The sequence below is a fragment of the Arthrobacter sp. LT660 genome (genome assembly GCF_056172845.1).
Genome location: NZ_CM149651.1, coordinates 1,448,116 through 1,466,713, shown reverse-complemented (window position 1 = coordinate 1,466,713; position 18,598 = coordinate 1,448,116). Strand labels below are relative to the sequence as shown.

Annotated in this window: 17 protein-coding genes; 8 read left to right on the top strand and 9 right to left on the bottom strand. The window is 60.6% G+C overall.

Annotated elements, in window-relative coordinates:
* The first annotated feature begins 289 nt into the window (after window positions 1-289).
* The 8 genes from AC0QSG_RS06700 to AC0QSG_RS06665 all read left to right on the top strand — a co-directional run bounded on the left by AC0QSG_RS06700 (window position 290) and on the right by AC0QSG_RS06665 (window position 8,358).
* Window positions 290-1,279, top strand: a complete 990-nt coding sequence (locus AC0QSG_RS06700; protein ID WP_475377051.1) for a DUF4192 family protein — start codon at window positions 290-292, stop codon at window positions 1,277-1,279.
* Between the two features lie 80 nt (window positions 1,280-1,359).
* Window positions 1,360-1,779: a hypothetical protein gene (locus AC0QSG_RS06695; RefSeq protein WP_475377050.1), complete on the top strand. Its 420-nt coding sequence runs from the start codon at window positions 1,360-1,362 to the stop codon at window positions 1,777-1,779.
* A 2-nt stretch (window positions 1,780-1,781) separates the two neighbouring features.
* A complete protein-coding gene (locus AC0QSG_RS06690) occupies window positions 1,782-2,087 on the top strand; it encodes a hypothetical protein (RefSeq protein ID WP_475377049.1) in 306 nt (101 codons plus the stop codon).
* Between the two features lie 317 nt (window positions 2,088-2,404).
* Window positions 2,405-3,016, top strand: a complete 612-nt coding sequence (locus tag AC0QSG_RS06685) for a DNA-binding protein (RefSeq protein ID WP_475377048.1) — start codon at window positions 2,405-2,407, stop codon at window positions 3,014-3,016.
* A 220-nt stretch (window positions 3,017-3,236) separates the two neighbouring features.
* Window positions 3,237-3,800, top strand: coding sequence for a hypothetical protein (locus tag AC0QSG_RS06680; RefSeq protein WP_475377047.1), 564 nt, complete (start codon window positions 3,237-3,239; stop codon window positions 3,798-3,800).
* Entirely contained in the window at window positions 3,797-4,420 is a 624-nt protein-coding gene (locus AC0QSG_RS06675) for an RES domain-containing protein (RefSeq protein ID WP_475377046.1), read from the top strand. Before AC0QSG_RS06680 ends, AC0QSG_RS06675 begins: the two co-directional genes overlap by 4 nt.
* Window positions 4,421-4,860: 440 nt before the next feature.
* A complete protein-coding gene (locus AC0QSG_RS06670) occupies window positions 4,861-7,032 on the top strand; it encodes an N-6 DNA methylase (RefSeq protein ID WP_475377045.1) in 2,172 nt (723 codons plus the stop codon).
* 37 nt (window positions 7,033-7,069) lie between these two features.
* Window positions 7,070-8,358 (top strand): IS3 family transposase gene (locus AC0QSG_RS06665; RefSeq protein WP_149621211.1). Its coding sequence is split into 2 segments (ribosomal slippage): window positions 7,070-7,343 and window positions 7,343-8,358, totalling 1,290 coding nucleotides; the frame shifts between segments, so codons are not numbered across the junction.
* Between the two features lie 477 nt (window positions 8,359-8,835).
* Here AC0QSG_RS06665 and AC0QSG_RS06660 read toward each other — a convergent pair.
* From AC0QSG_RS06660 to styA, 9 genes are all read right to left on the bottom strand, one after another.
* The gene (locus tag AC0QSG_RS06660) at window positions 8,836-9,408 is read right to left on the bottom strand and encodes a recombinase family protein (RefSeq protein WP_475377044.1); all 573 of its coding nucleotides are present in this window, start codon (window positions 9,406-9,408) and stop codon (window positions 8,836-8,838) included.
* 742 nt (window positions 9,409-10,150) lie between these two features.
* Entirely contained in the window at window positions 10,151-11,578 is a 1,428-nt protein-coding gene (locus AC0QSG_RS06655) for an aldehyde dehydrogenase family protein (RefSeq protein WP_475377043.1), read from the bottom strand.
* Window positions 11,575-12,330: a glutathione S-transferase family protein gene (locus AC0QSG_RS06650; RefSeq protein ID WP_475377042.1), complete on the bottom strand. Its 756-nt coding sequence runs from the start codon at window positions 12,328-12,330 to the stop codon at window positions 11,575-11,577. The genes AC0QSG_RS06655 and AC0QSG_RS06650 overlap by 4 nt, the downstream gene beginning before the upstream one ends.
* Window positions 12,331-12,339: 9 nt before the next feature.
* Window positions 12,340-13,059 (bottom strand): iIsoprene-epoxide--glutathione S-transferase, encoded by a 720-nt coding sequence (gene isoI, locus AC0QSG_RS06645; protein ID WP_475377041.1) that lies wholly within the window; start codon window positions 13,057-13,059, stop codon window positions 12,340-12,342.
* Window positions 13,060-13,135: 76 nt separating this feature from the next.
* Window positions 13,136-13,840 carry a 1-hydroxy-2-glutathionyl-2-methyl-3-butene dehydrogenase gene (gene isoH / locus AC0QSG_RS06640; protein WP_475377040.1) on the bottom strand — a complete coding sequence of 235 codons (705 nt, stop codon included), beginning with the start codon at window positions 13,838-13,840 and terminating at the stop codon, window positions 13,136-13,138.
* Entirely contained in the window at window positions 13,837-15,036 is a 1,200-nt protein-coding gene (locus AC0QSG_RS06635) for a CaiB/BaiF CoA transferase family protein (protein WP_475377286.1), read from the bottom strand. The genes isoH and AC0QSG_RS06635 overlap by 4 nt, the downstream gene beginning before the upstream one ends.
* Before the next feature lie 292 nt (window positions 15,037-15,328).
* Window positions 15,329-15,892: a MarR family winged helix-turn-helix transcriptional regulator gene (locus AC0QSG_RS06630; protein WP_475377039.1), complete on the bottom strand. Its 564-nt coding sequence runs from the start codon at window positions 15,890-15,892 to the stop codon at window positions 15,329-15,331.
* Window positions 15,893-15,919: 27 nt separating this feature from the next.
* Window positions 15,920-16,438: a styrene monooxygenase NADH-dependent flavin reductase subunit StyB gene (styB, locus tag AC0QSG_RS06625; RefSeq protein WP_475377038.1), complete on the bottom strand. Its 519-nt coding sequence runs from the start codon at window positions 16,436-16,438 to the stop codon at window positions 15,920-15,922.
* A complete protein-coding gene (gene styA / locus AC0QSG_RS06620) occupies window positions 16,435-17,670 on the bottom strand; it encodes a styrene monooxygenase subunit StyA (RefSeq protein WP_475377037.1) in 1,236 nt (411 codons plus the stop codon). Before styA ends, styB begins: the two co-directional genes overlap by 4 nt.
* Window positions 17,671-18,598: the final 928 nt, after the last annotated feature.

Here is an 18,598-nt window from a genome sequence, read left to right as displayed (position 1 = left end):
GCCGGCCTGGCGGCCGTCCCCTTTTTTTGGTTGCTGTCCTTCGGAGTTTATGGCCCGACACCAAGGGCACAAGCCCCATCGCAAGCTCCGGGGCCAGCACGACCAATTCTTTGTCCGGCGCTTCGCTTATTTCCGGACAAACAAGTGGTCGAGCTGCCCTACGGGTTGATGCTCCTTGGTGCTCGGTCCGCTCATTGCATATCGCCAGCAACCAAAAAAACGCGGGGGAGAGACAAAGCGCGGGGCTGGTTCCGCGATCCCCCTCACCTACAGAACGAGGAAAACAACCATGAACAACATCAAAGCAACCACCATGGCCGAAGTCACGGCAGTCGCCATTCACGGAATCGGCTTCATCCCTACTTCGTCATTGGTTCTCATGCTGATGAATGAGAACGGACTGGTGGCCACCCTGCGAGTAGACGCCAGCCCCGAAGCCCCGGCCGAGGGATGGGCACAGCAGATCACCACGTACGTTCACCGCGTGAGTGATGCAAACGGCGTCATCCTGTTGAGCTTCGAGAACGAAAAGGCCATGACCATCCCGCAGTTCCGTGCATTGGGCGACACCTTGGCTCACGCGGGATGCCCCATCAAGAACTCGGTGCTCGTCACCGATGGATGGGTCATGGACTACGACGGAGATTCAACCGACGCCGTGAAATTCTCCACCGTGGCAGAATCCAACGCGGCACTAGCCTTGATGTTCAGCACCAACAAGGCCGCCAAGATGGCCGCAGACATTCCATCCTGCACCATGCCGGCAAGCATCAACGACCTGCACAAATTCATCAACGACGCCCAAAACATGAGCTTCGAGGACGAAGAAACCCGCAACCTTGTACGCGGCACGCTCACCGACATGGTGGACCGTTACCGCAAAAATGGAAAGGTCACCCCCGCTCACGCCGCATGGTTGGCAGGAACGTGCACCAACAAGAGCGTGCGCGATCTAATGTTCGCATCACTTGCCACCACCAGCGACGACACCGAAACGATTAGCGCCGTACTGCTGGGGGAAACCCCACCGGAAGATTTGGAATTCTTCCAAGCCGGTGCCGATGCACTCTACACCGCGCTGGAATTCATCCCCGAAGCCAGCCGCACCGACCTACTAGCCGGAATCGGATGGACACGCTGGATCGACGGGAAGGGAAGCGAGGCCATGAAATTCCTGGGCCTCGCACTTGAATCCAACCCCGAGCACCGCCTCACCACCCTGCTGATCAAAATGATCAACACCGGCAACCTCCCGACGTCGGCCAGCACCAAGCACTAACCAAACCACCAGCTAGGTGGGGCGACGTTCCAAAACGTCGCCCCACCTAGCTACACTCACACCCAAAAGGGAGTCCACACATGAGCACCGACCTGACTTTTACCCACCACCCCACGCAGGTCCGCGACGAATCACCATGGGAGCCGCGGCTACAGATTTCGGCGGCGGCCTCCTCCGCAAGCTCCCCCGGCCGCCGCCCCAGGGCGCTGCGCGCCCCGGACACCCCGGCACGGGGGAACCGCGATCATTTCACCCACCAAAACGTGTCTTACGTACTCATGCGCTTTTACCCCGGCGACGAGCCGGCCCAAGCTGTACCGCACCACCGGGCGACCGCAGAGATCCCCACAACCAACGGAAGCCTGATTCTTCCGGTCGAAGTCACCGCCCAAACCACGCGCCTGGTGCACATCGCATGGATCGACGACACCGGGGAACTGATAGGCACATGGTGTCCCACCACCATGATCACCCCTGTGCTCCGCCCGGAGAGTCCATAACCATGGGCACCATGGACCCCGACGAGTACCAGGAACTACTCGATGGGCGGGACGAAGTGGATAACGTCCCTGTCGGTATGACCCGGTACCAGGCACAGAAATGTGCCGCCATCATCATGGCCGGCCTTGCCGGCCACACCAGCTACGCCGAAGCCGCCGCCACAGTGGCCCAGTACCTCCAGGCCATCGCCTTAGACGCGTTGCCAGGAAACACCCACCGCACGGCCCCGACCTCCGACCAGCTCTGGCAGCTCCTCGATGACCTGCCGTGGCCAGCACCCGGCCAGCCAGCCAAGCAACCTGACTAACATGGGCCGTTCCCGGGGCGCCGACGATCACGCGCATCGCGTGGATCAGTGACTTGCCTGTCCTGCTTGCAGCGTCAGGGTTGCTCGTTACCTCGCCATCCTCGTGCGCGACACCCAAGCCACAATCGGTCGCCCCGGGACTCGGCGCAGCGGCGGTGACGTCCGCTGTATCGGGCGGATTCCAGCAAGTTCCGGCACGGCTGGCGGGGCCGCGCCGAACCGGCCACACCCGGTCCGCATACCCAGGGTTGGACACCCAGACTAAAAGTAGTAATAATAGTAACGCAACTATTATTCCTACCTCAGAGGAGTTCTCCATGGAGCAGCACCCGACATCATCACCATCTCCGGTGCAGCGCGCCGCCGACGCCAGCGCTGAGATGGACGCCGCCGGGGTGAAAGTCACCGTCTCGGCCGTCCGCGCCCGCGCCGGGGTCTCCATGGAAGCGGCCCGTCTCGGTGTCGAGCAATGGCGTACCCAGTCCCGGCAGCCCGAGATCCCAATGCCCGACACCGTCCAACGGATCTTCGCCAGCGCCTGGGCCACCGCCGTCACCGACGCCGATGCCCGCTACCAATCGGACCGCGACGCCGCCCGGGAACTGGTCGCCGCGGCCGCGGCGGAGGCCCAAGAGGCCGGGAAGTTGGTGGACACCGAGGCGGCGCGCGCCACCGCCGCGGAGGAAGTGGTGGCCAAGCTGCGGGACCAACTCACCGAAGAAGCCGCCCGGCATCAGGGGGAGCGCCGGTTGGCGGCCGAAGCCCTGGAAGCCGAGCAGGCCCGCACCCAGGAGGCCCGGGAGGCCCTGGCCGAGGCCCGCGGGGCATTGGCCGTCCTGCAGGAACATGCCGCGCTGTACTGGAACAAAACCGACACACCAAAGAACCAGGGCACCGCGAAGCAGGAGGAAGACATGGGAGGTCGATGAGGCTGGATTTCCCTGGTTGAAGGACGGATGCATCCGCCCCCGGATTTCCCGGTCTTGGATCGGCATTGAAGGAACAGTGATCACACCCCTGGTGGCGGGTGGACCCCTGCTCCCTGGTGCTGGCTCCCTGGTGTGTCATTGCCGTGACATGCCCCTACTTGCCTTGACTTGCCTTGACGGTGGGTGGCATGGTGGGAGGAAGGGAAAAGAGGTAAGCATCATGAGTGATGTCATTGATCGTCCGCACGGCGGGGCGTCCACCGCCGAGCAATGGCGCGAGCGCGTGCTTGATGGCGTCGGGCGCCGGCTAGAGCAAATGGTGGCCTCCCACGAGGTCACAGATTTTTCCGGCGAGGCCGAGCGTGCCACCGTCAACGCGATGGCCGATGCCGTCCTGGTGGCCAACAGGATCAATGACCGCCTCGGCGCCTTTTACACGACCGACCGCGTGCGCAAGGTCCTGGGTGGTGTCTCGCGCCAGGCCGTGAGCGAACGCGTGAAAAATGGCCGCCTCTTGCGGGTCACCACTGCCGACGGGGTCATCCTCTTCCCGGCCTTCCAGTTCGCCCATGGTTCGGTGGTGCCGGGCCTGCAGAAGCTGCTTAAGGTGCTTCTAGGCACCGGCGTGGACGGCTGGACCGTCGCCTACTGGCTCACTGCCCGCCTGGCCCAACTGGGGGAGACGACTGCACTGGATGTCCTGGCCTCGGGCGATGCCGATCGGATCGCCGAACTTCAGAAGCTTGCGGCCGATGACGCCGCCGGCTGGCACGCTGCCGCATGAGCCGGGCATCAACTACGCTGCGTGCCCCGAACCCTGCCAAGGACTACACGGGATTCCCCGCCTACCACCACCGTGCGCGCGTGCACCGCTACCGCGCGCACGGCCTGCACAACCCGTGGTACTTCTCCAACAGTGCGGGCCGCTTCAACCTGGAAGCACCGAAGGGCACACTGAATTCCGCCTCCACCGAGGAAGTCGCCGTGCGTGAGTTCCTCGGCCTGGCCATGGTGGGGGACCCTGCGATCCCTGCCTCCATGATTGCCGACCGGTGGATCTCCCAGCTGGAAATCCCTGGCATCAGGGCCGCTGATTTCACCGCCGGTGCGGCAGCGGCGTTTGGGATCGTTCCGGGTGACGTCACCGCCCCCATGGATGACGGCTACGTGTTGACACGTGCCTGGGCCGCGGCCATGGACGCAGCCGGCTTCGAGGGGATCCAATCGCGTTCCCGCTTCGGTGCGGGCACGAACCCCACCTGCCTCTACATCTTTGGCCCGGCAGGCGAAAAGACCCTGGGAAGCGCCACCGCGAAAGTCACGATGCGTTCGGTGATCGAAACGATGCCCGGATACACCATCGATCGCATCCCCACCTCCGATGTGCTCGTCGTGGACCCCTAGAACCATCCCGGGCACACCCGCCGTACCAGGCTTCCACCACCGGCGGTGCCACACCCCGAACGGGGTGAATGCCTTGTCAGCGGGTCCCGTTCCGCGAATCCTGCAACAGGATCATTTCGGTATGGCATTTGTGCTGTTATCGGCGATTGGGGTACCACAGTTGAAATTGCGGGGGAGGGGAAGCCCCTACTCTATAGGTGCATCCCGGCCGCCGCCCTGGTGCTCCGCGCCGTCACACCCCGGCACGGGCGAACCCTGACAGATTCACTCGCCAATGCATGGCGTACGACGTCCCAGACAGAGTTTTGCGCCGCCGATGCTGATCAAAGCAGGAGAAAAGCATTCAGTTGAAAATGCACGCAGATCTAAGTCCAAAGTACTTGGGAATAGTCCTGGCGTCGGCCTCCTATATTGTTTGAGTAACAGGGGAGAGGACTCTAGTGACTAGTACCGCGGAATTTGTTAAAGCACTCAATGAGACGTTGGCGGGGGGTGATTCAACGGAGCATTCACACAGACCCGCCTTGAAGGCGTGGATAGAGTCCTTTAAGGTAGGAATCACCGCGACCAATGAGCCGAAAAAATCTAGCTCGAATGCCCCCGACTTCGACATAAAGACGAAGCGAAAGCACGGCTGGCTTTCCCTTGGAAAGATTGAAGCCAAGGACATTGGCATCTCACCAGGCCTAGCCCAAATCGAAGCTGACTCCGAACGAGAACGTCCTCGATCCGAGAACGGCAAACAACTTAAGCGATATCGGCTCGCGTTTGGAAACCTCTTGTTCACTGACCAAGTGGAGTTTCGCTGGTATCAGGGTGGAGATCTGAAACTTACGGCGAAGCTGGGAGGGAGGATCAAAGGGGAGATCGTCCCAGCGGAAAATGGCCCCGAAGAATGCGAATCCATCGTTAGAGCGTTCCTAGCAACAGAACCGCAGAAAGTCGGATCTGCTCGCGCATTGGCAGAACGGTTGGCCGCCTTGGCAGCCATTATCAATGATGTACTGCGCCAATCACTGGCATCTGGAACCGCATCGGATCATACGGTGGGACTAAAGAACGCTTTCCGAGACACTCTCGTTCCGGACCTTTCAGACCCCGGCTTCGCGGACATGTTGGCACAGACCATCGCGTACGGGCTATTTGCGGCACGCGTACAGCATGCCGGCGATGAAACATTCACACGTCAAGCGGCGGCAAGATACATACCTAAGACCAATCCATTTCTGCGTGGGCTCTTCGGACACGTTACGGGTGCCTCACTTGATGACGAGCCCTACGCGGGTGTTGTAGACGATTTGGCACAACTCCTAAATGACGCGGACATGAACAAGATTCTTAGGAACTTTGGACAAGATCGTCGCGATCCCATCGTCCATTTCTACGAAACTTTCTTGAAAGCCTACGATCCCGATCTGCGGGATATACGAGGGGTCTACTACACTCCGTTGCCTGTCGTCGATTTTATCGTCGCTTCGGTAGATCAAGTCCTCAAACAAGATTTCGGCCTGAAGGATGGCATTTCCGATACCACCCGCACCAATTCAGACGGTGAGCACAAAGTCCTCCTCTTAGATCCGGCAACAGGAACAGGAACCTTCCTGTATGCAACGGTGGCCCGCATTCGTCAGACCTTCATAGACAAGAAGAAGACCGCGCTGTGGGGACAATATGTGTCAGAGCACCTGCTACCCCGCCTTTTTGGGTTTGAACTCATGGTGGCCCCATACGCAATAGCTCATCTGAAACTTGCTTTACAGCTGGCTGGAAAGGACCTCCCAGAAGAACAACGCCAAGAGATCGCGTACGACTTTGAAAAAGATGAACGCATCGGCGTCTACCTAACGAACGCGCTGGATCCTGGTGAAGCACATTCAACTCTCGATCTCGGAAAATTCATTTCTGATGAGGCGAATGCGGCCTCGGGGGTCAAAACAGACAAACCAATTATGGTGGTTTTCGGCAACCCTCCGTATCAAGGGCAGTCTGCGAACGAATCTACACGCCGGATTTTCTCGCGCAAGGTAAAGGGGCGCGACCAATACCGAACTGTCAAGACGGCAATCGGGGAGCTTTTGGATGACTATTACTCAGTGGACGGAAAGCCAATGGGTGAGATCAATCCGAAATGGTTGCAGGATGACTACGTGAAGTTTATCCGTTCGGGCCAAGCACGGATAGAAGGAACAGGGCAAGGAGTCCTCGCTTACGTAACTAACCATACCTATCTCGATGCGCCTACATTTCGGGGAATGCGCCAAAGTCTGTTGCAAACCTTTAACGATATCTACGTATTGGATCTCCACGGCTCTACCCGACGACGCGAAGTGCACCCACAAGGGGGGACGGATGACAACGTCTTTGACCAAATTCAGCAAGGCGTATGTGTCACTATTTTCGTCAAGAGAATGGGCGAAACGGGCCCGGCCACAGTCCATTATTCCGACCTCTGGGGATCGAGACTAGAAAAGTACGAGTGGCTCGACTCCCACACGGTCAACGACGTTGAGTGGGAGGAGGTGGTACCAGCTAGTCCTTTTTACACATTCCGGCCGGAAGATGCAGATATTAGAGAAGAGTGGGGTACCGCGGTATCACTGAACCGTCCCTGATTTGATGCCGTTGTCTTTCGAGAGAAAGATAGCAACCATGCCCAAGAAATACCCAGCCGAAGCCCGTGACCGCGCCGTACGTATGGTCATTGACCGGCTCTCCGAATACCCCTCCGTGTTTGCAGCGTGCAAGGCCCTGGCCCCGAAGCTCGACGTCGGTCCCGAATCATTGCGTCGCTGGGTGCTCCAAGCCCAAGTCGATACCGGCGTGAAGGACGGACCAACGACCACCGAACTTGATGAGCTCAAGGCGTTGCGGGCGGAAAATCGGGATCTGAAGGAAGCGAACGAGATCCTGAAAGCGGCATCGATTTTCTTCGCGAGGGAACTCGACCCTCGCCGCCGCTAGTATGCCGATTCGTTGACGAGCAGCGGGCCGAAGGTCATGCGGTCGAGTCGATCTGCACTGTCCTGCGAGAGCAGGGCGTGCAGGTCGCCGCACGAACCTACCGGGCCTGGAAAACACGGTTGCCGGCTCTGCGCGCCGTTGAAGATGCGAAGGTCATTGACACGTTACGCAGCCTCAAGGATCAAGACAGCAAGGGAAGGCCGAGGCCGGAAATCCTTTACGGTCGTCGGAAAATGACAGCCTGGCTGCGCCGCAACGGCTTCCCCGAGGTCTCTAAACACACCGTGGACCGACTCATGCGTGACGAGGGTATGAATGGCTTGATCCGGGGCCGTAAGATCCGCACGACCATCCCTGGCAAGGACGGCAAACGTGCTGGAGACCTGCTGAATCGGAACTTCAGTGCCAGTGCCCCCAACCGTATTTGGGTCACGGATTTCACGTACGTGCCGGTGTATTCCGGATTCGTATACGTGGCGTTGGTGATTGACCTGTATTCGCGGGCCATCGTCGGGTGGGAAACCTCCACCGTCAAGGACACTGCGTTCGTGGAGCAGTGCCTGAAAATGGCGCTGTGGCGCCGAAAACACAGCAATAGGCCAGTTGACAAGGGGCTTCTCCACCATAGTGATGCGGGAAGCCAATACACCTCGATCCGGTACACCGACACCTTGGAAATTGAGGGGCTGATTCCTTCGATCGGCAGCGTCGGCGACGCTTACGATAATGCCGCCGCGGAGACCGTGATGGGCTTGTTCAAGAACGAGGCCGTGGCCAAAGGTTCCCCCTTCCGCCATGGTGCATTGAAGACCGAATCCGACGTCGTAGAGGTCGTCTTCGACTGGGTCTTTTGGTACAACAATGACCGCTTGCATTCCTCGCTGGATCACCAAACTCCAGAGGAATTTGAGCGAGCCTACTATGATGAAATGACAGGCTCGTTACCCGACGCTGCCGCACACAAGACGGCGGCATGATTTCCGGGACGGTTCATACTACCTGCGGAATCCGCCTCGTCGCACAAGCTACGGACATACGTTTCATGGGCGGCATTCAGGCGCATCAAATCGGTAAACCGCTCACCAACTATCGGAGGAGCGAACTCCGCGGGCGTACCTTTTTGAACGTGGGCTAGCCCCTTTAGGGACCGCATGTATGCGGTCATTGCAGCTAGTTCTTCACTCGTCTTCTGCCCCTGGACCGTGGCCAATGCCGCCGTCCATGCTTTCCACGCGAAATATGCCAGAACGAATGTCCCTACAGCGGTTGCTAACCCCGAAACGACGGCCCAATCCGTTGCTCTGGGAGGGCAGCTGTTGAGCCATCCGAAGATGGCACCCACCGCAACCAGAAACAAGAAGAGTGCAGCCCAGACCAAGCGCTTTTCATTAGCTGTTAATCGTTTCCATGTTTTCATTTATCTGCCCCATTGGTTTTGCCAGCGTCACTGCATCTCATATTGTTCGTTTCACAATGCGGTACACCGTGCTGCGGGCGACCCCGAAGAGTTCGGCGATTTCGGCGCTGGTGTGCTTGCCGCCGTGGTGGAGGGCGACGAGGTGTTTTTCCTGGGCGGGGGAGAGCTTGGGTTGCTTGCCGCGGAGCCGGCCCTTGGCCTTGGCGATCTGCATCCCTTCGCGAGTGCGGGCACGGATGAGGTCGGATTCGAATTCCGCGACCATCGCCAAGACATTGAACAGCAGCCGGCCCACGGGGTCGGTGGGGTCGTGCACGTTGCCGCCGAGGCTCAGCTTGATGTTGCGCTTGGTGAGGTCCTCGACGATGTCCCGGGCGTCGGGCAGGGAGCGGGCGAGGCGGTCGAGCTTGGTGACCACCAGGGTGTCCCCGGCCCGGCACGCCGCCAAGGCTTGGTTCAGTCCGGGGCGTTCGCGGTTCCGTCCCGTGAGCCCGTGGTCGACATAGACCAGATCCTCGGGCACGCCGAGTGACTTGAGGCCTGCCTGCTGCGATGCGAGGTCTTGTTGATTGGTGGAGACGCGGGCGTACCCGACCAGGTGTGTTGACATGGAATCAGTGTAGCGTTTAGGCCACCTTCACCGGGCTTTATTGCGGGCGGACTATACGCGAATCCGGTTCCCTTGAGTTTTCACTGTTTTTGAGGACGGGATTTTTTGGGTCCGGGGTGTCGCGGTGGGGGATCGGCTTATGCGGTACCGAAACCACCGGGAGAGTCGGATCCGATCACCGGACGGAGCCGGCCCCCGGTCCCCTGCACGAGCACCTCGTGCAGGGGACCGCACCTCCCCGCCCAGCAAAGCGGGAAGGGATCCGAGGGGTGGGGGTTGGTACCCGGCTCGTACGGCGGCCGCCATGGCGCGGAGCACCCGGCACAGGCCGGGGTATTCCGGGCCCATCCGCATCGTGCTGACCGCGCTCGAATTGCCAGCATGCCGCGAGCGTGCGGTAGGCCAGCTGCTGCGTCGCGGCCACCAGCGGCCAGATGTTCTCCGCGGCCGCACACTGAGCGGCGGAGCCGTCGGCTGCCCCGCCGATGAGCGCGTTGATGCCCAACATCAGGATGGTCCGGTCTTTAAGGTGCCGGGACAGCACGATGGCCAGCGCGGCCGGGGCATACAGGCACAGCAGGGCCAGGCCCCCGAGCAGGGGTGAGGTGATGCTTCGCGCCAGGGCTGGCCCCCACGACAGATACAGACCGCCCAACGCCCAGATCGCCCCGACAACCGGCATGCCGATCGCCATCGCGCCGCGGGCGGGGATCCCTGAGGACCCCCGGCCCGCACGAAGGAGTCACCGCTTGACGTTGAGGACCCGCAGGTTGGTGTAGGCGAGAAGTCCGAGGATGGACCCCTCGACACCCACTCCGGATTGTTTGATGCCACCGAAGGGGATCGACGCCGTCACCACCGGATGCTGGTTGATCCAGACCGAGCCTGCTTCGAGGCGTTCGGCCACTTCCATGGCGCCATCGGGGTCGGAGGTCCAGACCGAAGCGCCGAGCCCATAGTCGGTGTTGTTCGCCCTCGTAATGGCATCATCCAGGTCATGGTACGTGAGGATCGGCAGGATCGGACCGAACGGTTCCTCATCAACTAGAGGGTTTCCCTCGGAAAGACCTCGGACCAGGGTCGTCGGGAACCAGTAGCCGGGACCTTCCGGCACCTCGCCCTGGAAGAAGACATCACCACCGCCGTCGCGGGCGGCCTGGGCCAAGCGAGTCACTTGTGTCAGCTGCGCGGCATTCTGCAGCGGCCCGGCGTGCACGCCCTCCTTGTCGCCCGGACCCACGACTACCTTGGCTGCTTCGCGTGCCAACACCTCGCAGTAGGCGTCCAACTTGCTTTCGGGTACATACAGGCGTTTGAGCGCTGCGCAGACTTGGCCGGAGTTAGAGAAGGCGGCCCAGAAGAGGTCCGGGCCAATGACTTCGGGGTCGGCGTCCTCGAGCACGATGCCGGCGTCATTTCCGCCTAGCTCGAGCGTCACACGCTTGAGAGTACCGGCGGCGGCCGCCATGATCGCCTTGCCCGTCGGGATTGAACCCGTGAACGAGATCTTGTGGATGCCCGGATGCGTGGTGAACGCCCGGCCGAGTTCGTCGTCGCCGGCAAGTACCTGCAGGACTCCTGCCGGCAGCACCTCCTGCAACAATTCGCCCAGGCGCAGGGTGGCCACGGGGGCGTAGGGCGAGGGCTTGAGGATGACCGTGTTGCCGGCGGCAAGCGCCGGGACAAGCTTGAACATCGCGGACAGGAACGGGTAGTTCCACACGGTGATGCCGCCGACAACACCAATGGGCTCGTGGCGCAGTTCCACACGCCCGCCTTCATCATCGCGCAGGACCTCGGGTTCCAGGGTCAGTGAGCCGAACACTGCGATCTGGCGCAGTGATGCCATGATTTCGCCGCGCGCATTGCCCAGGGGCTTGCCCTGCTCCCGCATGACCAGCTCGGCGAGTTCATCGATGTTGGCCTTGACCACTTCTTCGATCTTGCGCAGCGCATCCTGGCGTTCGGCCAGCGGCACCTGGCGCCAGGAGGCAAAGGCCTTGGTCGCGGCGGCAACGGCCTCGTCAAGCTGTGCCGTGGTCGCGCTGGGTACCTCCATGAACGGCTCCGCGGTCGACGGGTCAATCACCACAATGCTCTGGATGGATGACTGGGTCTTGCCGTCGATTGTCAGCTGCGGAATGGCTTGGTCGGTGGTCGTGGTGGTCATGATGAACCTTTCTGGCGTTCGGCTGGTGATGGGGACGGAACAGCGGCATAACTGGGATCGACACCGAACAGGGACTTGAAGGCCTCCGGGGAAAGACCCTTCGGTGGGCCGACGTCATGATCAGGTTTCTCGACCTTCGCACGGGCTGAAGGACGGGACGCCAGTTTGGCAGACCAACGCTTGACATTGGGGAACTGCGCGATATCGACTCTTTGGCCTTTGAGCACCCTCGTCCACGGGAAGCAGATGAGATCGGCGATGGTGAGCTGCTCTCCGACGAGGAACTCGCGGTCCTCGAGCCTGGCGTCGAGGACCGCGCAGCAACGCTCGGTCTCGGTGACGTAGCGCAGCGAGGCGTATTCGTCGATGATTCCGGCTGATGGGGCGTACTGCACGAAGTGGGCGGCGTTCCCGCCGGCAGGGCCCTGGTTGGCGACCTGCCAGTAGACCCAGCAGATCGCTTCCCACCTTTCGCGGGAATCGGTAGGCAACAGCCGACCGGACTTCTCCGCGAGATATTGCATGATGGCCCCGGACTCGAACAAGGCCATGGGCATTTCCCCGGGACCGTTGCGGTCGATGATGGCCGGGATCTTGTTGTTGGGGTTGATGGCGGCGTACTCGGGGGTGAACTGGTCGCCTTTCTTCACATCGATCCAGTGCACGGTGTACGGCAGGTCGAGCTCCTCAAGGAGCATGTGGATCTTGCGCCCGTTCGGCGTCAGATCGTAATACAAGTCGATCATGGTCATCTCACCGGCTCAGATGGCGTAACGATCACGCATGCGCGTGTTGTACGCCGTGAGGTTCTTCTTGGTCCGGGCGTAATTGCGTCCGTCCCAATCGAAGCTGACATCGGTGGTATGGCGCAGCGCCGCATAGAGCGTGGCGTCGTATGAGGACGGTTCGTCGCCCAAGAGATAAGACCGGCCCTCCAGGTGGGCGTCGAATCCGTCGATGTCGGCCTTGAAGCGTTCGAGGACCAGATCATCGGGCAGCAGCCCGGTGCCCTGCTTGACCTGTTCTTCGGCGATCTTCTGGCGGTATTGTTCCAGGAATCCGGCAAGTTCAGGGGTCACGTTGACGCCGGGGGCCAGGATCGGGACGTAGTCTTTCTCGAAAACTTCCTTGTAGCGCCAGCGCGACTGCAGGATGTTGACAAAGTAGAAGTGCTCTTCGATCTGGCGTTGGAAGGCCAGCCCGATCGCGTGCTGTGCCGGGGTCAGGCCAGAGTCGAGCTTGTCACCGTATTTTTCTTTCAGGTAGGTGACGATCCGCGAGGAATCGTTCAGCTCGGTACCGTCCTCATCGATGATGCGAGGCAGTTTGGCGGTGGGTGAGTCCTGTCCGAGGGTCATCAGGTCCTGCTCCACCATGGTGTAGGTCTGATTGGTCATCGTGAGGTAGTTCGCAATCTTGGTCACGAAAGGACTGATGCAGGGCAGGTCCCAAGCGGGGATGAAGCGGTAGAGGGTAATCATGGTGCAGACTCCTTGGATGGTGTTCTGTTCGTGACAATTCGAAGTTTGGCGTGCACGTTTCAGGATGGACGGTAAATCACCAGGGCAGGATATCGCCGTTGCCGTGTTGGAATTGTCCAGCGTTTTCGAGCGCCAGTCCGCTGAGCACCGAGATGATTCCGGCGGCCGCAACCTCGGGAGTCGAAAGGATGGCGGCAGCCTTTTCCTTGTCCTCGGCCTCCATGACGTCCAGCAGGTTGGTATTGACCATGCCCGGGTGCAGCGCCTGGACCGCGATGCCGCGCTTGCCTAGGTCGATGGAGAGGTTGCGGGCAACCATGTTGGCTGCGGCCTTTGAAATGCGGTAGGCGTAGTCGCCTCCGCTCGAGTTGTCGTTCATGGAGCCCACCCGACTGGTGAAGATGCCAACCTTGCTGCCCTCCGAGAGGCGGTCCCGGAGGGCTCGAACCACACGCAGCGGGCCGAGGGTATTGATCTCGAACTGGCGGCGGACGTCGTCGTAGTCCACGGTATCTATGGTGTCTAGGAACATCACTCCGGCGACGTTGACGAGCCACTCGAGTTGCATGCCATCATTGCGCACGCGCTTGGCCAGACGGTCCACCGCATCCTGGGAGGTGACGTCCATGTTTGGCTCGACAGCAATTCCGAGCGCTGCGAGATCGGCTCCGTCACCCATCGTTGCCGCGAGGACATCATCCCCTCGTTCATGCAGGATGGTGGCAATCGCGTGGGCGATGCCCCGGTCGGCTCCGATAACTAGCTTGGTCCCCATGTTCATGCTCCTTCGGTGACGAGGATGGATTCATTTTCTGAGGCCGCAGGTTCGGTGGATTCCTGGCCCACAGTTCCCTCGACGATGAGCCGGTTGATCATCGTCCGGTCCAGGCCGATCGACTCCAGGACTTCGACCGAGTGCTCTCCCAGTCGCGGTGCGCCCCGGGGCGGAGCGACGGGAGTCGAGGAGAATTGCGCGGCAGTCCGCGCCTGGCGCAGTCGGCCGGCCACGGGGTGTTTTGTCTCGATGATTGAGCCAGAGGCCTGGACCTGCGGGTGGTCAATCACTTCGAAGCGGCGCAGAGCCGGAGCGCATGGAACGTCGTGGTCCGTCAGGAGGGTCAGCCATTCTTCCGCAGTGCGCTCGAGCAGGATTTTCTGGATCTCGACCAGGCGCTCGTTGACATTGGCGTCACGTTTGGCCGGTGTGTTGAATCGATCGTCGTCAAGCAGGTCGGGGCGCTCGGCCGCCATGCAGAAGGCTTCCCATTCCCGGTTGCTCATCGTGGAGACGGTGATATATCCATCAGCCGTCTCGTAGATCAGATCGATGAAGCTGGCGGCCTTCTCCGGCGTCACCGGGCGGTCAACGAAGGTATAGGCGTTCATGTCACTGGCCCACATGAACGAAAGCACACTGTCGAGCATCGAGAGCCGGATATGCTGCCCTTCACCGGTTTGGGATCGCCCCACGAGAGCGGCACAGACCGCCTGCGCCCCCATCACCGCGGTGAGCTTATCGGGCAGCACGGTTCGGATCAACCGAGGGCGGTCCTCGTCGGATCCGGCCTGGATCGAAGTGAGGCCCGATACGGCCTGAACGATCGGGTCGTAGGCCCGCCGGTTGGCATAGGGGCCGTCCTCGCCGAATCCGCTAATGGACAGGTAGACGAGTCTCGGATTGATCTTGCGCAGGTCCTCATAAGAGATCCCAAGGCGTTCGACGACTCCTGGCCGGAAGTTCTGCACCAGAACGTCGGACTCCGCCACCAGCTTGTACAGGACCTCCAGCCCGTCGGGGCTTTTCAGATTAAGTGTCAGCGAACGCTTGGAACGATTGACGTTGAGGAACATCGAAGCAAGGCCTCCCACACGGTTCGGGAGGGACCGCACATGGTCTCCCGTCTTGGGTGGTTCAACCTTGATGACGTCTGCGCCCTGGTCTCCGAGCAGGTCCGCGGCCCAAGGGCCCGACAGCATGGCGGAGAGATCTACGACTTTGATTCCTTGGAGTGGACCGCTCATTGTTACCTCACTGGAGTGTCATTGAAAAGTGATCTAGATTACATCAACCACCGTACCGAGATTTATCTTAGTAGTCAATTACTTTTTGCTAAACAACACGTTGGGTCGGGGCCAGGGGCTTGGATCTATCGGCGCAATGAAAGTCAGGCGGGTTCCGCTGCCGACCGGAGCCAAAAAAACATTGGGGCCGGACGCAGTGGTCACTGCGTCCGGCCCCAGAAGGCTTCAAGAGCTCTTTTTCACGTCTCTAGACGCTCGTCTCATCGAGGGGTTCGAAGGAGAGCAGGAGCTTTCGCAACAGTCGCTGAAGCTCTTCCTGCTCCTCGGCCTTGAGTGCGAAGGCCAAGGTCTCCGAGTCCCGGCGCATGATGTCGACGAACACTGCGTCTAATAGCTTGATGCCTTCCTCGGTGAGTTGGACATCGACACGGCGGCGATCAGCCGTGTCGACATGGCGGGTGACGAGGCCGGCCCGCTCGAGCTTCTCCAGCCGTTGGGAAACGCCACCGGAGGTTATCAGTGAGTGCCGTGTCAGGTCCCCGGCTGAGCGGCGGAACGGCTTTCCGGACCGCCTGAGCATACTGAGGATGTCGACCGTCCCGCGGTCGGCGTCCCACTCGGACAGGTATCCGTTGCGACGCCGCTCTAGGTGGCGCGATACACGCCAAATCCGTGAGACGATCCCCATGGATCCGACGTCTATGTCCGGCCGCTCACGAAGCCAGTTAGCGATGACCCGATCGACACCATCCTCGGTTCCCGCAGTTGCCTCATCTTGCTCTTGGCTAAGCCTGGCCGGATACTTTTTCATACCACTAAGAATCTCACACCCTAAGCCTTATCGGGCCGAAGGTGCTTTCGCGCGCGAGGAGTGGTACTTGCTGGCGAAGAAAATCAACGGGTTCCCCTCGGTACTGCCACAGGCCGTCACCCGCGCCGGAAGCAACACATGGTCATTTATCGTGATCGATTCGGTTACCTCGCATTCGAACCAGGCGAGGGTTTGCCCCAACGTTGGCACCCGCTCACGAGTCAGGAACTGCGGCGGTTCACGCCGGTCTCGGTTGCCGGCAAAGTGCTGCGACCAGTGTTGCTGTCCTTCGGAAAGGATGCTTGCTCCATACCGTCCAGTTTCCTGAATGATCTCCAACGCCCGTCCGGGCCGCAAGGAGACCATCACCGTCGGAGGCTCCAGGCTAATCGATCCGAAGCTGTTGACCGTGACACCGTGAATTTGGCCGGCGTCGTCCTCTGCACTAATGACGGCCACACCCGTGGCGAAGAATGAGACGTGGCTACGGAAGTCCATATCCGTCATTTGTGCTGCCTCCGGGATGGTCAATTCTTGCTGTTTCATGATGCGTTCTCCAATCCGCAGAACGTGCCGATTCGTTCCGGAGAAGAGAAGATATCCCACTGCCGGTCCGGGTAGTTGAAGTTGTCGGTGAAGGTGTCCGCCAGTCCGCGGTCGGCGTTCAATGCACCAATGAAGGCGCCAAACTCGGCAGGGAAAGTTTCCAAGGAGTTCAACATGAAATTGGTCCACTTGGTGGCCGAGTGGAGTCGGTGGTTGCGCCGCGCGTCCACATGCTCGACGAATCGGGCATCGAAAACACTGCTGGCGACGATCTCCTCGCCGAGCACCTGTGCGGCGTGGGCTGCGGCATTGGCGCCCTGGCCAAGCAGCGGATCGACGGTGGCTTGGACATCCCCGAGGGCCAACGCGATGGTGCCGCCTTCCAAGGTGACAGAGGACTGGCGTACGGCCGGGGTGACGCCTCCCTGCAAGATGTCCATCGGCCCGTTGGCGAGGTCGAACTCATCCAGGTTGATGCGTTCGTAGCAGGTGGGGTAGTGCTTCTTGAGCTTCTCCAGCAGTAGGGCCTTGAACGCAGCCGGGTCGTCGTCGTATCTGGTATGGGCGAGGATCTCTAAGTCGCCGCCAGGGATGTTTTCCATGACGAGTGCGTTCTGCAGGCCATTGAAGGTCAGCGTCGGGATCTCGATCATTTCCCCGGCACCGGGCGAGAAATACATGGTGACCGAGCGACTTTCGAGCTGCTCGATTCCCTTGTAGAGGCCAACGCAGAGCTGGCGCAGTGGCTTGTCATGCGGTGAGAGTTCCGGGATCTTGGGGAACATGTCCCCGGTGCCCTTGCCCGTGCAGACAACAAGGAGATCGAATTCCTTGGCCAGTTCGGGGTAGTCGGCCTTGGCGATGCTGCGGTTTTCGATGCGACCGCCGCGCTCGGCGAAGTCGTTCATGAGCTGGGGCAGGTACATGCGGTAGTCCACGGCGCGGCTCGGTGCGTGCAGATCACCGTAGAAACGCATCGGTTCCGGGGTGCCGATGTAGTAGTGGTGACCGAAGTACCCCACCTCCTTGGAATCCCAATGGTTCACTCCTAGGGCTTCCTCGCGGGCAATGGTGACCGCGAAATGGGCGACGGTGTTAGGCAATCGCATGGAGGCGTAGTCTTCCGGCTTGCGGTCCGCGAACATGGTGACGTCGATGTCGTGCTGGCGCAGATAGAGGCCGAGGTGGAGACCTGCTGTCCCCGCTCCAATAATTCCGATCTTCTTGCTCATCATGACTCCTTTATGGCCTCGCTCGACCTGGCGAATGATCATGAAACACCTGGCAGCGGATGCTGAGGTGTTTTGTTGCTGCACAGTCGGCTGCGACCCTTCCGGGGAGATGCGAAGACTGCTTCAAATTAACATAGCGCTAAGAAGCTTATTTGTCACCTACTTTTTATGCCCTGGGTCACATGTCCTGGTTTCCTTGGATCTTCGACCGGGCAAATCAAAGGACCCCGGCACATTGCTGATCCAGGGGTCAGGGCGCGTAAATACCTTGGCACGACGCGGGATTGTGGAGAGTTCCGTAGGCCAAATCGGGGATTTATGGATGCTCCATGATCGAGGACAGGGGTCCCCGACCAGCGCGCTTGGACAAAGGGCCTCCGGCTGGGCCGGTGCGGTCGTTGCCGGTGAATGGAGTCCGATGCGCGAAGGCCAGCGCGGCGGCGTCCCCATGCGCTGGAATTGAGCAGAACTGCAATCAGGCAGAACTGGAATCGAGCATAAGGGGGCCTGCCGCTACCGACCGCTCAGGCCACGGTGGATACAAAAATCGCTACGGCGCTTGCCGGGGGTCGCTGGCAACCACGACTCACCGGGGAAACATGTGACCCGCGCTTGTCACGCGGGTGACCGCACGCGACTTCCTCGTCCTTGCCCTGCGGCGAACGCCCGGCCTTGACCGGCCGCCGGAGGGGGTGTGGATGGCACGTCAGCATCCCCGCCTGTGCCCGAGCGGGGGCCCCAGGGCACGGAGAGAGTGAGATGCCATCCGTTCAGCACGACACGCAGACGCCACACGAGTGCCCGGAGGCGTTTGTCCGGGCGCGGGGCAATGTCGTTAAGCTGGGGTGCGGGTGCCGAGACCTTCATGGTGGGCGATTGCGGGCAAGCGTGGCGGTCAATGTTCCGGGTCGTGGCACGGTACTGGGGG

What these genes read in the sequence shown, in the direction of transcription:
- AC0QSG_RS06685 (WP_475377048.1), top strand. Translation starts at nt 2,405, where the DNA reads ATGGAGCAGCACCCGACATCATCACCATCTCCGGTGCAGCGCGCCGCC.
- AC0QSG_RS06655 (WP_475377043.1), bottom strand. Translation starts at nt 11,578, where the DNA reads ATGACCACCACGACCACCGACCAAGCCATTCCGCAGCTGACAATCGAC.
- AC0QSG_RS06675 (WP_475377046.1), top strand. Translation starts at nt 3,797, where the DNA reads ATGAGCCGGGCATCAACTACGCTGCGTGCCCCGAACCCTGCCAAGGAC.
- AC0QSG_RS06695 (WP_475377050.1), top strand. Translation starts at nt 1,360, where the DNA reads ATGAGCACCGACCTGACTTTTACCCACCACCCCACGCAGGTCCGCGAC.
- styA (WP_475377037.1), bottom strand. Translation starts at nt 17,670, where the DNA reads ATGAGCAAGAAGATCGGAATTATTGGAGCGGGGACAGCAGGTCTCCAC.
- styB (WP_475377038.1), bottom strand. Translation starts at nt 16,438, where the DNA reads ATGAAACAGCAAGAATTGACCATCCCGGAGGCAGCACAAATGACGGAT.
- AC0QSG_RS06700 (WP_475377051.1), top strand. Translation starts at nt 290, where the DNA reads ATGAACAACATCAAAGCAACCACCATGGCCGAAGTCACGGCAGTCGCC.
- isoH (WP_475377040.1), bottom strand. Translation starts at nt 13,840, where the DNA reads ATGAACATGGGGACCAAGCTAGTTATCGGAGCCGACCGGGGCATCGCC.
- AC0QSG_RS06650 (WP_475377042.1), bottom strand. Translation starts at nt 12,330, where the DNA reads ATGACCATGATCGACTTGTATTACGATCTGACGCCGAACGGGCGCAAG.
- AC0QSG_RS06680 (WP_475377047.1), top strand. Translation starts at nt 3,237, where the DNA reads ATGAGTGATGTCATTGATCGTCCGCACGGCGGGGCGTCCACCGCCGAG.
- AC0QSG_RS06635 (WP_475377286.1), bottom strand. Translation starts at nt 15,036, where the DNA reads ATGCTGTCGGGCCCTTGGGCCGCGGACCTGCTCGGAGACCAGGGCGCA.
- AC0QSG_RS06660 (WP_475377044.1), bottom strand. Translation starts at nt 9,408, where the DNA reads ATGTCAACACACCTGGTCGGGTACGCCCGCGTCTCCACCAATCAACAA.
- AC0QSG_RS06630 (WP_475377039.1), bottom strand. Translation starts at nt 15,892, where the DNA reads ATGAAAAAGTATCCGGCCAGGCTTAGCCAAGAGCAAGATGAGGCAACT.
- AC0QSG_RS06690 (WP_475377049.1), top strand. Translation starts at nt 1,782, where the DNA reads ATGGGCACCATGGACCCCGACGAGTACCAGGAACTACTCGATGGGCGG.
- isoI (WP_475377041.1), bottom strand. Translation starts at nt 13,059, where the DNA reads ATGATTACCCTCTACCGCTTCATCCCCGCTTGGGACCTGCCCTGCATC.